Origin of the sequence: Ekhidna sp., assembly GCF_039940915.1 — a bacterium.
Classification (GTDB): domain Bacteria; phylum Bacteroidota; class Bacteroidia; order Cytophagales; family Cyclobacteriaceae; genus Ekhidna.
Map to the genome: position 1 here is coordinate 974,891 of NZ_JBDVFO010000003.1, position 14,995 is coordinate 989,885.

The 14,995-nt window shown below is 40.7% G+C and carries 14 protein-coding genes; 5 read left to right on the forward strand and 9 right to left on the reverse strand.

Annotated elements, in window-relative coordinates; translation table 11 throughout:
• Positions 1 to 3 precede the first annotated feature (3 nt).
• Genes ABJF57_RS19225 through surE form a run of 3 tightly spaced genes read left to right on the forward strand, consistent with a single transcriptional unit; the run spans position 4 to position 2,576 of the window.
• Positions 4 to 1,203 (forward strand): bifunctional 3,4-dihydroxy-2-butanone-4-phosphate synthase/GTP cyclohydrolase II, encoded by a 1,200-nt coding sequence (locus tag ABJF57_RS19225; RefSeq protein WP_462233020.1) that lies wholly within the window; start codon positions 4 to 6, stop codon positions 1,201 to 1,203.
• Positions 1,200 to 1,802, forward strand: a complete 603-nt coding sequence (locus ABJF57_RS19230) for a hypothetical protein (RefSeq protein WP_462233022.1) — start codon at positions 1,200 to 1,202, stop codon at positions 1,800 to 1,802. Before ABJF57_RS19225 ends, ABJF57_RS19230 begins: the two co-directional genes overlap by 4 nt.
• A 3-nt stretch (positions 1,803 to 1,805) precedes the next feature.
• A complete protein-coding gene (surE, locus tag ABJF57_RS19235; protein ID WP_462233024.1) occupies positions 1,806 to 2,576 on the forward strand; it encodes a 5'/3'-nucleotidase SurE in 771 nt (256 codons plus the stop codon).
• Positions 2,577 to 2,584: 8 nt separating this feature from the next.
• Here the strand turns inward: surE and ABJF57_RS19240 are convergent, their stop codons facing one another.
• The 8 genes from ABJF57_RS19240 to ABJF57_RS19275 form a co-directional block, all read right to left on the reverse strand.
• Positions 2,585 to 3,037, reverse strand: a complete 453-nt coding sequence (locus tag ABJF57_RS19240; protein ID WP_462233025.1) for a hypothetical protein — start codon at positions 3,035 to 3,037, stop codon at positions 2,585 to 2,587.
• Positions 3,038 to 3,129: 92 nt separating this feature from the next.
• Positions 3,130 to 3,522, reverse strand: coding sequence for a helix-turn-helix transcriptional regulator (locus ABJF57_RS19245; RefSeq protein ID WP_462233026.1), 393 nt, complete (start codon positions 3,520 to 3,522; stop codon positions 3,130 to 3,132).
• Entirely contained in the window at positions 3,519 to 4,802 is a 1,284-nt protein-coding gene (locus ABJF57_RS19250; RefSeq protein WP_462233028.1) for a tetratricopeptide repeat protein, read from the reverse strand. Before ABJF57_RS19250 ends, ABJF57_RS19245 begins: the two co-directional genes overlap by 4 nt.
• A gap of 71 nt (positions 4,803 to 4,873) precedes the next feature.
• The gene (locus ABJF57_RS19255) at positions 4,874 to 6,394 is read right to left on the reverse strand and encodes a bifunctional GNAT family N-acetyltransferase/carbon-nitrogen hydrolase family protein (RefSeq protein ID WP_462233030.1); all 1,521 of its coding nucleotides are present in this window, start codon (positions 6,392 to 6,394) and stop codon (positions 4,874 to 4,876) included.
• A gap of 32 nt (positions 6,395 to 6,426) precedes the next feature.
• Positions 6,427 to 7,362 carry a lipid A-modifier LpxR family protein gene (locus ABJF57_RS19260; RefSeq protein ID WP_462233032.1) on the reverse strand — a complete coding sequence of 312 codons (936 nt, stop codon included), beginning with the start codon at positions 7,360 to 7,362 and terminating at the stop codon, positions 6,427 to 6,429.
• An 11-nt stretch (positions 7,363 to 7,373) separates the two neighbouring features.
• Positions 7,374 to 8,252: a cation diffusion facilitator family transporter gene (locus ABJF57_RS19265; RefSeq protein WP_462233033.1), complete on the reverse strand. Its 879-nt coding sequence runs from the start codon at positions 8,250 to 8,252 to the stop codon at positions 7,374 to 7,376.
• A gap of 13 nt (positions 8,253 to 8,265) precedes the next feature.
• Positions 8,266 to 9,591: a dihydrolipoamide acetyltransferase family protein gene (locus tag ABJF57_RS19270; protein WP_462233035.1), complete on the reverse strand. Its 1,326-nt coding sequence runs from the start codon at positions 9,589 to 9,591 to the stop codon at positions 8,266 to 8,268.
• A 51-nt stretch (positions 9,592 to 9,642) separates the two neighbouring features.
• Positions 9,643 to 10,887 (reverse strand): competence/damage-inducible protein A, encoded by a 1,245-nt coding sequence (locus tag ABJF57_RS19275; RefSeq protein ID WP_462233037.1) that lies wholly within the window; start codon positions 10,885 to 10,887, stop codon positions 9,643 to 9,645.
• Positions 10,888 to 10,957: 70 nt separating this feature from the next.
• On the opposite strand from ABJF57_RS19275, the gene ABJF57_RS19280 reads away from it, so the two are divergent.
• Together ABJF57_RS19280 and ABJF57_RS19285 are read left to right on the forward strand one after the other, a co-directional pair.
• Positions 10,958 to 11,671: a DUF4197 domain-containing protein gene (locus ABJF57_RS19280; RefSeq protein WP_462233039.1), complete on the forward strand. Its 714-nt coding sequence runs from the start codon at positions 10,958 to 10,960 to the stop codon at positions 11,669 to 11,671.
• A 26-nt stretch (positions 11,672 to 11,697) separates the two neighbouring features.
• Complete coding sequence (locus ABJF57_RS19285; protein ID WP_462233040.1) at positions 11,698 to 12,258, forward strand: EF-hand domain-containing protein; 561 nt, start codon at positions 11,698 to 11,700, stop codon at positions 12,256 to 12,258.
• Here the strand turns inward: ABJF57_RS19285 and ABJF57_RS19290 are convergent.
• Positions 12,229 to 14,964, reverse strand: a complete 2,736-nt coding sequence (locus ABJF57_RS19290; RefSeq protein WP_462233042.1) for a triple tyrosine motif-containing protein — start codon at positions 14,962 to 14,964, stop codon at positions 12,229 to 12,231. The genes ABJF57_RS19285 and ABJF57_RS19290 overlap by 30 nt on opposite strands.
• Between the last annotated feature and the right edge of the window lie 31 nt (positions 14,965 to 14,995).

Below are 14,995 nucleotides of genomic sequence, written 5' to 3' on the forward strand. Positions count from 1 at the left end.
GCAATGCTTGATAAAATAGAAGAGGCCATTGAGGCCGTTAAGAATGGAGAAGTGATCATCGTAGTAGATGATGAGGATAGAGAGAATGAAGGGGACTTCATTTGTGCGGCTGAAAAGGTAACGCCGGATATCATCAACTTCATGTCTAAAGAGGGCCGAGGACTTATATGTGCCTCCATTTTGGAAGATAGATGCCAGGAGTTGGATTTGGATTTGATGGTGGGAAAGAATACCGCCACTTTTGAAACGCCATTTACGGTATCGGTTGATTTAATTGGTCATGGCACAACTACCGGGATATCAACATCTGACAGGTCAAAAACAATTAAGGCTTTGGTAAACCCTGATACCAAACCGGAGGATTTGGGACGACCTGGGCATATTTTTCCACTCAAGGCTAAGCAAGGAGGTGTGTTGAGGCGAGCGGGACATACAGAGGCCGCAGTTGATTTTTCCAGATTGGCTGGATTAAATCCTGGTGGCGTCTTAGTAGAAATACTAAAAGATGATGGAACGATGGCACGTCTACCGGATTGTCGGGAAATCGCAGATAAGTTTAACCTGAAGCTTGTTTCTATCGCTGACCTCATTGAATACCGCATGGAGAAGGAATCCATGGTGGAGGAACAGATAGAGGTGAAGATGCCTACCAATTGGGGAGATTTTGACTTAAAAGCATTTAAGCAAGTAAATACAGGTGAAGAACATCTCGCCTTAGTGAAGGGAACATGGGATAAGGACGAGCCTGTCATGGTACGTGTGCACAGCTCCTGTGTCACAGGTGATATTTTTGGATCATGCCGATGTGATTGTGGAGGACAGCTGCATGGAGCTATGAAAATGGTAGAAGAAGAGGGTAAAGGTGTGGTGTTATACATGAATCAAGAGGGTCGAGGAATCGGCCTTATGAATAAACTCAAAGCCTATAAATTGCAGGAAGAAGGCAAGGATACCGTAGAGGCCAATCTCGAATTGGGATTTAAATCAGACCAGCGCGATTATGGAGTGGGAGCTCAGATATTGAGAAAATTGGGAATCACCAAGCTTAGATTAATCACTAACAATCCGAAAAAACGTGTTGGATTGATGGGATATGGCTTGGAAATTGTAGAAAACATAGGAATTGAAATTACTCCAAATCAACACAATCAGAAGTATTTGGAGACGAAAAGAGATAAGTTAGGTCACGAAATTTTGAAATGAGATACCTACTCACATTTGTTTTTTTAACATTCTTTTTCAGCATTTCTGCGCAGCAGTTTTCTTCTGAAATATTTCACGAAGGATTTTTAATTACCGCTGATAAGGATACGATAAGGGGCAATCTTAAGTATGACCTTGAGGCCAACCTGCTAACGGTGATTCATCGAGGAAAAACCAAATCTTTCTCAAGTCACAAGGTGTTTTATTTTGAGATTTTTGATAAAATACTTAATAACTACAGGCAATTTTATTCGATTCCGTACAAAGTGAATTTTGACTATAAGATTCCGGTGTTCTTTGAGCTGGTGTATGAAGGTAAGCTCTCTTTGCTTGCTCGGGAGAAAATTGTGAGTCAGACTGTCAATAGTTCTTCCGCCTATTGGGGTGGAGGTGCTGGTACCAGACTGGTCATCAAGTACACTTTTTATTTTTTGGATAGCAAAGGCAAGATTACCTATTTCTCTGGTCGAAAGAAGGAATTGTTGAGCTTCATGGGAAGGAAGCAATCATACGTAAAACAATTTATCAAAGACAATAAGCTTGATACAGATGAGATGACTGATTTGGTAAGAATTACCTCTTTTTATAATTCAATCTAAGCAATGGCAAAACCTTTAATTCTAATAAGCAACGACGATGGGATCACATCTCGTGGCATTCGAAAACTTGTAAATGCTGTTAAAGAACTTGGCGAAGTAGTGGTGGTGGCACCGGATAGTCCACAATCAGGAATGGGTCATGCGATAACTGTTGGTGATACCTTGAGATTGACAAAGAATGACATTTTCGGAGATATAGAAGCTTATGAGTGCAGTGGGACACCTGCAGATTGTGTGAAGCTGGCCAAACACTATGTGCTTAAGGATCGATCAATCGATCTGATTGTTTCAGGGGTGAATCATGGAAGTAATAGTTCTATCAGCGTCCTATACTCTGGTACCATGAGTGCCGCTATTGAAGGGGCAATTGAGGGAGTACCCTCCATCGGATTTTCGCTTTGCGATTACGATCCTTCTGCGGACATGTCACACCTCGACGAACACATCAAGCAGATTGTGAAGGAGGCACTTAAAAGTGGGATCCCTAAAGGCGTGGCTTTAAACGTAAACTTCCCAGCCCTGCAAAAAGAAAAAATCAAAGGAATTAAAATTTGTCGCCAGGCCAATGCCAATTGGGAGGAAGATTTTGATGAACGAAAAGATCCATATGGACGTACCTACTTCTGGATGGTAGGCAACTTTGTCAACCATGATAAAGGTGAGGATAACGATGAGTGGGCACTCGCTAATAATTACATTTCCATCGTTCCGTGCCAATTTGATATGACAGCCCACCATGCCATTGCTCAAATCAATGAGGCCTGGGATTTCTAGCATATTTGCTATTGCAACGAATAGTAAGATTTCAGGATTTTGCTATCATCTCTGATTTTTATTGAAGCAAATCCCAGTTTTCTAGTTTGACGGGAATAACTATCAATTACTTTTTGCATTTTATTGGAAGCCGAAATATGGACAATGAGTCCAGTTGTTGAAATAATAGCTCCCAAAATTCCATTTAAAAAGGCGTCAAGATCTACTTCATGATTATATGCATTGTCATCGGATGAACTTGTAGCAATTATTAATACAGTACCAGCAATCAATAGAAATCCACCAACACCTTTCTGTACTCTGTATTTTTCCAGGCGTGTTCGAACTTCGTTATCCTTGTCGAGATTCATGATGAGGTTTTTTATTTCTTTCTTGCTGAGGGAGTCTATATTTTGCGTATACTGGCTTTGTGATGGTATAGATAGAGCTATCGTAACGATCAGGGTGATGAGTTTCTTCATTTGTTAGTGAAATGCGTGGTTTAGTGTTAGTGCGATTTACAGGCGTATACCCCTAAATCGAAAGCTGATAAGTAGACTTTAATGAAGCATACTCAGTCGGATATCACATCCTCGTCAAATTGTAGAAGAAAGTCGATCAAGTTGTCCTCGGTTTTTAAGCCAAGTTTTTTCCTTAACCTATACCGGGCAGTTTTCACACTATCTGGAGAAATACCTAAAAGCTCAGCGGCCTCTTTGAGGTTTTTGTTGAGACGTAGCAATGCGCATAACCTTAATTCTGAATTACTGATGCTAGGATAATATTTTCTCAACTTTCTGAAAAAACCATCATGCATTTGATCAAACGTGACATTAAACGCTTCCCACTCTTCATCAACTCGAAACGTTTTGTCAATGATGCGATTGATATGTGTCAGTTGCTTATTGGTGGCGCTATCGGCATGCTTCTTCAGTTCATTGATTTGTCCTTTTAGCTCATCAATCAATTGATTTTCTGTAAGAAATTGAGTGTGTATGAAGTGATTTCTTTGTTTTTAGCATTGATGTCGGTGGTTAGTTTTTGTAGGCGAAGGTTTGAAATTAATTTGTCCTTTCTCCTTTTTTGAGAGACATATAATATGAGGAGTATGGCAAGCAATGTAACAGATACAATAGCCATGATTAGCAGGTTTCGAACCCCTTGGTCAATTATCCTCAGTTGTTCCAGTTCTACAATCTCTTTTTCTTTTCTTTCCGTTTCATATTTAATGTTCAACTGATCTATTTGCTTGGCTACTTCTGCACTTCGTAACTCCTTATCCATGTTTGATTCCTTTATAAAGTAATCAAGTGCAGCTTTGTAATCCCCTTGTCTTTGATAGAACCATTTCAGGTTTCTATAGCATAATTGTTGACATGTTTTAGAATTGATCCTTATTCCTAAATCAAGCCCTTTATTGAGATAGGCTAATGCCTCATTGGTCCTTCCCAATTCAGAGAGAGTTCTCCCTAAGCCGGTATAAATTTTACTCAACAAGATATCTCGATCGCCTTCATTTATGAATTTCAATGCTTCCACAAAATTCTTATAAGCGAATTGGGCTTCCGATGTTTTTACGTCAATGTTAAACGTATCTCCGACATATATATTGGCGATGTTATTAAACGTACTGGCAATTCCTATGGAGTCATTCTGAGCTTGTCTGATTACAAGAGCCTTGTTATAGTAGAAGATCGCTGAATCTCTCAAACCGATATGGGAATAGTTAACAGCTACATTGCTGTAAGATTTCCCCAGATTTAAAGAATCATTTAAGGTTTCTAAGATTTTAATGCTTTCAAGCAAATAGTTTTTTGCTCGCTCGGGTTGACTAATAAGTCCATATATGATGCCAATATTTATTTTTATTAACGCCTGACCTCTTCTATTACCTATTTTTTCGTAGTACTTAAGGGCATCGATGTAGGATTCTAGTGCTCTTTCATATACACCTCTTTCATAATACGAGATCCCAATGACATGATAGGCGCGGGCTTTAGCTAAATCGGAATCAAGCTGTCTTGCTTTTTCTAAGGCCAATTCAGCTATTTGTTGTGTTATTTGAAGGTCATTGCCGGCAAAAGTAAAAGCCGTGTCGCAAAGCCAGATTGCTGTTTCTTCGGTGTGAGGTTTCGACTTGAGGATTTCTTTGATCTCATCTATCTGAGCTACCCCTGCTAGACTAACTAAATAGCAGATTGAAAAAAATAACTTCCTCTGGTGATACCCAATGAACAACATTATCATTTGATAATATAATTGAAAATAATGTTGATTAAAAGGACTTGAATCTATTTATGGATTAATAGGAATTACAGTTATCGTTTTTTTAGCTCGTAAACGTCCTTCCTGCGATCTTTCAGGTTGTTAACACTTCCAAATTCGTGTAGCTCTCTCAAGTCATCCACGTTTACATCGGCGATCAAAATCATTTCTGTATTTGGTGTTGCTTCTGCCTTTATACCATTCGTTGGGAAGGCAAAATCACACGGGGTAAAAACCATGGATTGGGCAAACTGAATATCCATGTTATGAACATTGGGCAGATTCCCCACACTTCCTGCAATGGCTACATAACATTCGTTTTCAATGGCTCTTGCTTGCGCACAGTTCCTAACCCTGGAATACCCATTTTGAGTGTCTGTAAGAAAAGGAACAAATAAGATGTCCATTTCTTCATCAGCCAGCAGGCGACTAAGCTCTGGGAATTCAACATCGTAGCAAATGAGCACGCCTATCTTACCGCAATCTGTATCAAATGTGTGAAGTTTTTTTCCACCTTCCATGCCCCAAATTTTAGATTCGTCAGGGGTTACATGTAGTTTTTCGTACCGTTCTATTGATCCATCTCTTCGGCATAAATATCCCACATTATAAAGTCGATCATTGAGTATTTCCGGCATGCTACCCGTGATAATGTTGATGTTGTAGGATACGGCCAAGCGCGAAAATCGGGTCACAATTTCCTGTGTGTGGCTAGCCAACTCTCTGATGGCATCCGGCTCAGACATGTGGTTATTGTCTGCCATGAGAGGAGCATTGAAAAATTCGGGGAAAAGCGCGAAATCAGAGCGATAGTCTGATACAGCATCGATAAAATATTCGGCCTGCTGCATGAGGTCGTCTAGTCCCTTGTAGGATCTCATTTGCCACTGAATAAGTCCCAGGCGAACAATCCGCTTGATGGAACTGGCTTGATCGGTTTCCTCTTCATAATAGATGTTATCCCACTCAAGTAGTACGGCATATTCTTTCGATTCCTGATCTCCTGCCAGATAACCTTTCAAAATCTTGGAAGCATGGAAGTCGTTATTTATCTGAAAATTCAGTACGGGATCTTCAATCTCCTTCTTTTTTACCTTGTCTATATATTGTCTAGGTGAAAGATCCTCTGCGTACTTGTGATAGTTGGGTATGCGCCCACCAAAGGCAATGCCACGCATATTCATCCGTTCGCATAGCTCTTTTCGATAATCGTACAATCGCCTGCCCAGCCGCAATCCCCTAAATTCGGGTTTTATGAATAAATCAACTCCATAAAGTATATCTCCATCCTTGTCGTGGGTACTAAAAGAGTAATTGCCCGTGACCTGTTTGTAAGTGTGCTTTTTTTGCGCAAGGCTATTTTTCACGATAAGCGAGAGTGCACATCCCGCCAATTTCCCATTGACTTTAATGACGACCTGACCTTCAGGGAATAAGCTGATGAGTTTTTCAATCTCATGCTTTTCCCAGTAGTTGTCCTCAACCTTCTGGTAGGACTCGATCATCGCTTTTTTAAGTTGCTGATAGTCTTTCAGACTTAGGTAGGTAAGCTCAATGTTGTCAATGTCTTGCATGCTTCAAAGGTAGGGAGGAAGCTGGCTACTTATCAAAACCGCTGGTTCATTCGAATACCCATGAACTTATGAAATCGAGCTTCTGTAGTTTCTTCGGTGCGTCGATAGTAGAGGAGCGCAAAGTCAAATTTAGTCCAGCTAGCCATGATGCCCGCCCGCATCTGAAAAACCCATGGTTCACGTGTTTCTGTATAGATGGATTCTTTTCCTATCAGGTTGCCTTCGATGGTGGCATTGTATGCTACATACTCCATGCCGGGACTTAAGAAAAAATAGAATTCGTGATTTCCCGGAGCTTTGTTTTCAATGCCTAAGACACCATTGTAGTGTGTCGAGTGCTGTATCGGTTTGAATGTTCCTAGACGCACGGTCAGTTCTTGTCTAATGTGTGTAAAAGTGGTTCCTAGAGCCAGGTTTGATTCCGACATCACATCCAATGACTTGCCTCCGAACAATGTATGAGCATAGGTTCCGTACGTGTTGATGATAGGAGCATCATTGATTTCATATTGCCAGCCCAGCGGCAACTGCATGCCAAAGGTTTTGTGCCAACCGTATTGCAATTCGGCAGTATTGAGTGAAGGCCCCATCCATCCCAATTCCAATTTTGCTTTGAGATAAGCTCCCTTTTTGTAGTAATACTGGTTGGAAACAGAGAGTGTAAGCTGGCCGGCATAGGGCCTGTCCATATCGGCAGAGTCTTCCCAGAAAAGATGTCTGGGGCTGTATATTCGATGATTTAGGTCGTAGGAACGAATTACTTTGGCCATTCCATTTTTCCATTTGGAAGAATCCATTAAAATCCGATAACGGATAGCTACACCATTGCTATAATATTGATCTCGTGTCAGATCAAGGGTGTAAGCGTCATTGTCGTTTTCAACCTGCAATTCCCGGATAAGGTATTTTTTTTGACTAAAACTTAGGGTAGCCAGGAGTAAAAGAAATAGGATGGTGGTCAATCTCATCAAAAGCGAAATTAACAAGGATCGCACTTTTCTTGGACAGTTTCGAACTCAATGGTCGCGTGGTTGATACCTAATTTAGAAACACGGTCTTTGGTTTCTTTTTTTATGCTTTGCAGATCAGATAGCTTAAGGTTTTCCTCAATGACCAAATGAATGGATAGAATGTGATATTCGCCATCCATGGACCAAGTATGACAATCGTGAACATCCGTCACCTTGGGTATCTCTAGTACTGCCGCATGAATCTGCTTGATATCGACATCTGAAGGTGTTCCTTGAAGAATGATTCTGAAGCTTTCCTTTAAGTTTTTGTAGACATTGAAAAGGATGAAGGTGGCGATCAATACAGATAGTATGGGGTCAATGATGGGTAAATTCCAAAAGTGCATGACTATGGCACCTATGAGGACAGCTACCCAGCCAAGTATATCCTCAAGCAAGTGTGTGAATACTACTTTCTCGTTCAGACTTCCTCCTTTGCTTAGCCGAAAAGCGGCGGCACCATTAACGATAACGCCACCAATTGCTAAGTAGATCATGCCTTCGGTATTGGGACTGATTGGATTCAATAGCCGGGGAACGGCTTCAATGATGATGAAAATCGACCCTGTTACCAGCACTATGGCATTGATCAACGCGCCCAGGACAGAGAAACGCTTGTAACCATAAGAAAAGCTTTGATTGCGGCCTTTCTTGGCAACCTTGGCGAAATACCAGGAGACGCCCAATGTCAAGCTGTCTCCAAGGTCATGAAGTGAGTCTGATAAGATGGCGACACTGTTTGTCCATAGGCCACCTATTAGCTCAATTATTGCAAAACTGAGGTTAAGAAAGAAGGCAACTTTGATGTTTCCTTCAGAATGATCGTGATGGTGGTGCGAATGCCCCACAGCGTTTGATTTTTTAAATTCCTCTATTCAGGTCGTATGCTTCCAGGTAGTCTGCTACTTTTCTCACAAACATGCCGCCCAGGGCTCCATCTACCACTCTGTGATCGTAGCTGTGAGACAAAAACATCTTACTTCGTATACCAATCATGTCACCTTCAGGAGTTTCAACTACCGATGGCTTTTTCTGGATGGCTCCAAGCGCCATGATTGCCACTTGCGGCTGCATGATGATTGGTGTGCCCATTACATTTCCAAAGGATCCAACATTTGAAACAGTGTAGGTTCCACCCTGAAGTTCGTCTGGTTTTAGCTTATTTTCTCGCGCTCTTCTTGCGAGATCATTTACTTTCTTGGTGATACCCACCAGGCTTAGTTGATCTGCATTGTGAATGACAGGTACGATCAAATTTCCGCTCGGAAGAGCAGTAGCCATTCCAATGTTGATGGCTCTTTTCTTTACGATATTGGTTCCATCTACCTGTACGTTGATCATGGGGAAATCTTTGATGGCGCGCACAATAGCTTCAATTAGGATAGGAGTGAAGGTCAGTTTTTCTCCTTCTCTATTCAAGAATTCGTTTTTCATCTTATTTCTCCAGGCTACCACCTTTGTGACGTCAGCTTCTACAAATGAAGTAACGTGTGGTGATATGTGCTTGGATGCCACCATACGTTCAGCAATCATCTTACGCATCCTATCCATTTCGATGATTTCGTCACCACCATCTACTGATACAGGCATTGGCTGATGTGAAGCGGATGGCATGGTTGGTGAAGTAGCAGGTGCCGCCGCTGAAGGTGTAGGAGCTCCCGATTTTCTTGCTTTTACATAGCTTAAAATGTCATTTTTGGTAACTCTTCCTTCTTTTCCTGAGCCGCTTATGGACTCTAGTTCAACAACAGAGATACCTTCTTCTTTTGCAATGCTTCTTACAAGCGGGGAAAAGAATTTCCCTGAATCAGAAGTTCGCGGAACAACAGCTCCGTTGCTTGCAGATGCTGTACTAATAGCTGTTTCTAAGATTTCTTCGGCTTTTTCAACGGGGTTGTCAGCTTGAGGGGCTTCAGCTGGCTGAGTAGTAGATTCACTTGCTTCTCCATCTATCTCGATAATGGCGATTGGTTTGCCAACTTCAATCACATCTCCTTCCTGGGCTAACACCTCTTTGAGTACTCCGGCATGAGTTGCAGGAATTTCTGTGTCAACCTTGTCTGTTGCCACTTCCAGGATGGATTCATCCTCTTCGATGGAATCGCCAACGTTTTTTAACCACGCCAGGACGGTTCCTTCCATTACACTCTCGCCCATTTTAGGCATGACCATCTCTACAGTTGCCATATTATATTCTGTTTAATGTTATTTATTTGGTTCTCAAAGATAATAATTTTGTTAATCCTTATCTAAGTTTATTCTAATCATGTTGAAGGCCGCAATAGCGCTATACTTGATGTTGATCTCTCTGTTTCTGATAAATCGAAACTTCTTTGCCACTGATTTATCCTTATCAGCATAGCCAATCCAAACTGTACCTACAGGCTTTTGTTCCGTTCCGCCACCCGGTCCGGCTATGCCGCTTACCGAGATTCCAATGTCTGCATTGATTGTCTTCCTCACATTCTCTGCCAAAGCTAAAACAACAGGCTCACTGACAGCCCCATCTTCATCAAGGATTTTTTCCTCCACGCCCAATTGATCTCGCTTGAGGTCATTGGAATAGGGGATCATCCCACCTCTAAACCATTCAGAACTACCCGGTACGGATGTCGTCAGGTGTGAGAGGTAACCGCCGGTACAACTTTCGGCAATTGCCAGTGTTTGTCCTCTTTCTTGCAGTATTCTGCCGATGGCATTGGGGATTTCTTCATCATCAAAACCATATACATATTTTTCAATGATGGGAAGTACCTCATCTATTTGCTTTTGTATAGATTCTTTGACTAGATCCGTATCACTGTCTGCCGTTAATCGGAGTTTTACTGCTCCCATTGTAGGCAAGTAGGCAAGCTTGATTTCGTTAGGCAACTGATCTTCCCAATCTTTGATGAGTTCTGCAAGTTTGGATTCACCAATACCAATGGTTCGAATCATCCGATGGTAGATTCCATCAGAAACAAACTGAGCTTTTAAACGAGGTAGAATTGAATCCGTCATCATTTGCTTCATTTCGAAGGGAACACCTGGCATGGAGACGATTACCTTGCCTTCCGTATCAAACCACATACCCGATGCTGTTCCAATGGAATTCTTAATTGCAGTACAGTTGGCTGGAAGATCTGCTTGTTGAAGATTGGATTCATTCATTTCCCAACCGGCTTTCTCAAAGATTTCCTTGATATTTTCATACGCATCTTCATTCCTAACCAAGTGCGTATTGAAATACTCCGTGAGGCATGGCTTAGTCAAATCATCGTTGGTAGGACCTAAACCTCCTGTTAAAAGAACAATGTCAGCCTTTTCTTCAGCTTCTTTTAGATTGCTCAGAATGTCAGTTTTTGTATCGCCTATTGTTATTTTTTTTAATACCCTAATACCCAAATTATCTAACTCTCCACTGATCCAGTGCGAGTTTGTATCTAATGTTTGACCGTAAAGGATTTCATCTCCAATGGAAATAACTATGGCTTTTGCAGGCATTTGATTTCGGTAATAGCGGTGAATAGAATATTCACTATTTTTATAATGCCTCAAAAATAAGATTTACATCATGAAGTCACGAGTTAAAGTTTTATCATTTGCATTCATTTTTCTAGGATGTACTGCTCAGCAGATTCAGTCCCTTTCTGATATAGTGGGGTATGAAGAAGGTCTCACTGCCGAGCAAGTAGGTGCCGGACTGAAAGAAGCGTTGGTGAAGGGTGTGTCTACCGGTACACAGAAAGTTGGGAAAGTAGATGGTTACTTTAAAAACCCTCAGATTAAGATTCCATTCCCAACTGATGTACAAAAAGTAGAGAATACCTTAAGAGACGTTGGGCTGGGAAGTCAAGTGGATCGATTTGTTATGACACTGAATCGTGGGGCAGAGGAAGCTGCAAAAGAAGCTAAGCCTGTTTTTGTAAGTGCAATAAAGCAAATGACCATTGATGATGCCTGGAACATTTTAAAGGGGAGTGATAAAGAGGCTGCTACGAATTATTTAAGAAGAACCACAAGTGCTGAGCTGAGAGCTAAGTTTGCACCAATTGTGAAAAATGCGCTTGATCAGACGAATGCAACAAAGTATTATTCAGATATCATAAATTCGTATAATAAGATACCACTGGTTGAAAAAGTCAATCCTGATTTGGAAGATTATGCAACTGAAAAAGCAATGGAAGGATTGTTTTTCATGATTGCTAATGAAGAAAAAGCAATCAGGGCTAATCCTGGAGCCAGAACCACCGAATTACTAAAAAAAGTTTTTAAAGAGCAAGATTAATTATTTTCGCAAAAAAAAATGCTGTTATGCTCACTGACCTGCAAATCAATAAGTTAGAACGTTTCTTTTATGTTTTGGACTATGACAGAAATGGAATTATAAATATAGAAGACTTCATTGGAATCGCTGAAAACCTTTGTATTCTCTGGGGAATCAAAGAAGGGGATGCAAAATACGATCAGGTCAAATCGAAATTTGAGGAAGGCTGGAATCACTTCAATTTATTTGTCAATAACAATGATGGTAAGGCTAATTGGGATCATTGGCTACACTTTGCCGAGCAAGTAATTGTCAATGGAGATGAAGCTGTTTTTAGTACATACGTGGACGAATTTGTTGGAGAAATATTTGACAATTTCGACACAGACAATGACGGATACATCAATTTAGATGAATACATTGATTTGCTAGTAGGCTACCGAATTGAAGTACGCTTTGCTGCCAAATCTTTCAGGAAGCTGGATCGCAATCACGATGACCTCATCAGTAGAGGTGAACTGATCAGTGCCGTCAAAGAATTCTTTAGAAGCAATGATCCAGATGCACCCGGTAATTGGCTATTTGGAAGAGCTGTCCTTTCGAACTAGCGGGATATTCTCTTTATTGATCTTCACCTTCACCTTCACTTTTCCTTTGGTCATGAGTTCTCGGAGCAGCCGCTCCAGAGGGAAGATCATAAAAGCTATGGAGGCATCCAGAAGAAAATCGGCTACTGGAGTGCTCTTGAAGCTAAAGAGTGATCCAATGGCACTTTGAAGAAATTCAATGACTAATACCAATGTGAGAAGTGTAAGTCCACCCCTTAACAACCTGTTTTTGGAGCTGTCCTGATTGAGTTTGGTTGAGAAATACACCAATCCACCAAAAAAGATAATTTGGATGGCGTAAAACCAAGGGGTCTGCCAGTAGGGTGGTTTTACTGAAAACGACAATACCTCTCCTTCTTCGGTTCTTCCGAATGCATCACGTGCTCGTACTCTCAGACTGTAATTCCCTTCAGGGAGAAAACTGAAATCAATGGACTTGCTACGAGTCCATTCTGACCAATCATTATGGAGCCCTACCAGCTTGTATTGAAATTCAGGATTGAGAAGTCCAAGAAAATCTGGTTTTGAAAGTTCTATGCTTAAGAAATTATCATCATACCCTAACGTAAATTTCTTTGATTGATCAAGCTCGCCGCTTTCATTTGATACGCTTTTCAGGAAAAAATCAAAGCTTCCCATTCCCCCTGTTTTCGATGGGTCGTACTTCAGAATGTCATTGTTTTGCGTGATTAGCCAGAGCTGATCGGAAGACTGATCTATTGAAATGGCTCGTAAATCTGGAAATAATCCCAAATATTCCAGGTTTTCAATTTTTCCATCACTCTTAAGGTTATGCCATATTTTTCCATTGAAAATCCAAACTCCAAGTTCTACAGGATCTAATAAGTGATGAATTGGGAGCCCAACCTTGCGTTTCAGATTGATGTCTTCTGTCACAATACCCAATGAGGAATTGTAGTAGAAATAGCCTTGTGAATTAATAAAGTACAGCGTGTCATTTCTATTTAAGATGCTGACTTCATCGAGAAAAATATTATCTAAGCTGAACTTTTGATCAATGGTGAAGGTAGAGTCGGTTGATGAGGTTTTGAAAATAGACCCAGAACCTGCCATCCACATGTTTCCGTTAGCATCTTCCTGCATGCTGACGATGATGTCATTCATTTGAGTACTTGTCTGCTCCACCCATACTTCGTTGCTTAGCTTATAAAATTTGAGAGCTAAATCTGAAGTGCTAATGACCAATTGATCTTGCTCGTTTACCATGAAGGAACGTACGCTCTCAGAGATAATGATTTGTGCACCCTCTTTGGTTAGCTCGTAAATGCCTGATGTACTGACCCCCAAGAGTTTGTTTTTGTACGGAATTACGGAAAGAAACTTACCATTGGCTCCATTGACTTGCTTGAACGAATAGTTGATGTCAACCGGAACCCGTCTCACCTTTCTTACATATTTGATGTTTTTGTCAAGCTTTCCTTTTACTTTATCTACTTTATCTTCGTTATCGAAGATGTTAGAAATGGCATTGAATAATCCCTTTTTCTTTTTGTCTTGAGTTTCCTCTTCTGCTCTCTTCTTTTTCCCAAACAGCCTTTTTAGTAGCGGTTTACTTTCAGTTTCCTCTTCGTTGGTGGATTTTTTTACTGTCCTGACCGGCTTGGTTTTCTTCTTACGCTGAACCTCATAGTAGACCTGGTTTTCAAAAACGGTATCTCGACTGAAATAGAAAAGCCCTAGACTGGTAGTAACCCAAAGGTCTTCTCCAATATTAGAAACACCAGTCAGATTGCCATTGAGTCCTAAAAAGTGCGAGTAACTATAAGCTGGAAATAGCGGAGCTATCTGCGTGATTCCAAACTGGTGGGCAGCCCAGATTCCATTGGATTGATCAGTATGAATGGTATAGATCTCATTGTCTGGAAGCCCGGCATTATAGTTCGTGATCTCAGCATACTTTGGATTATTCTTATTAAATAAAACAAGACCGTTTTCAAATGTTGAGCACACGAATAACGAGTCATTCAGCCATTTGATTTCTTGTACTTCAAAGCCTGTTTCTTCTAAGAACTTATTTTGAGGAAGAGCTTCGAATTCAAAGTTTTGATACGAATAGATGGCGTTATCAAAATCTAACACCAGATCCGATTGTCCTTTTATTCTGCTGGAGTAGGCTACTTTTTTAGCAGCATTGACAATGGTAAGAGAATCATTTATCAAATAGGTTTCTTCAGAAACTGTATTTACAAACATTTCTGAGTCTAATTCATAAATGTTAATGAAATCCCCACTGTGGTGTTTTGATTCTTTCTTGGCTATATCATAGACGATTAAGTTTTTACTCCCCATGAAGTATACTTTACCATTCAGGTGATGAGTCTCTAGAAATAAATCGTCTAGCGTATCGACTGCTAGCAAAGACTTATATTGAATTTTGCGATTATGAAAATCTATCATGCCGATATTACCAATACATCCGACATAAACAATATCAGTGGAATCCACGGCTATGGAAAGCGCAGCTGAAGGGGTTTGGTAAAAATCCCAGGCTTCACCATCGTATTTTAATACCCCTGACCGATTGGCGATGCATAGTCTTCCATAGCTATCGCTAGTGATTTCAAAGTTGGAATTATCTATATTAGAATGACGGGGGAAATGATGTGTCAGTAAAAAATCACCTTTTTGAGCAAAGGAGATTGATGAAAAGAGAAGACATGTAAAGGCGATTAGTAAGTGTCTCATTCCCCGAAATTAATAGATGTCTACTGAAAAA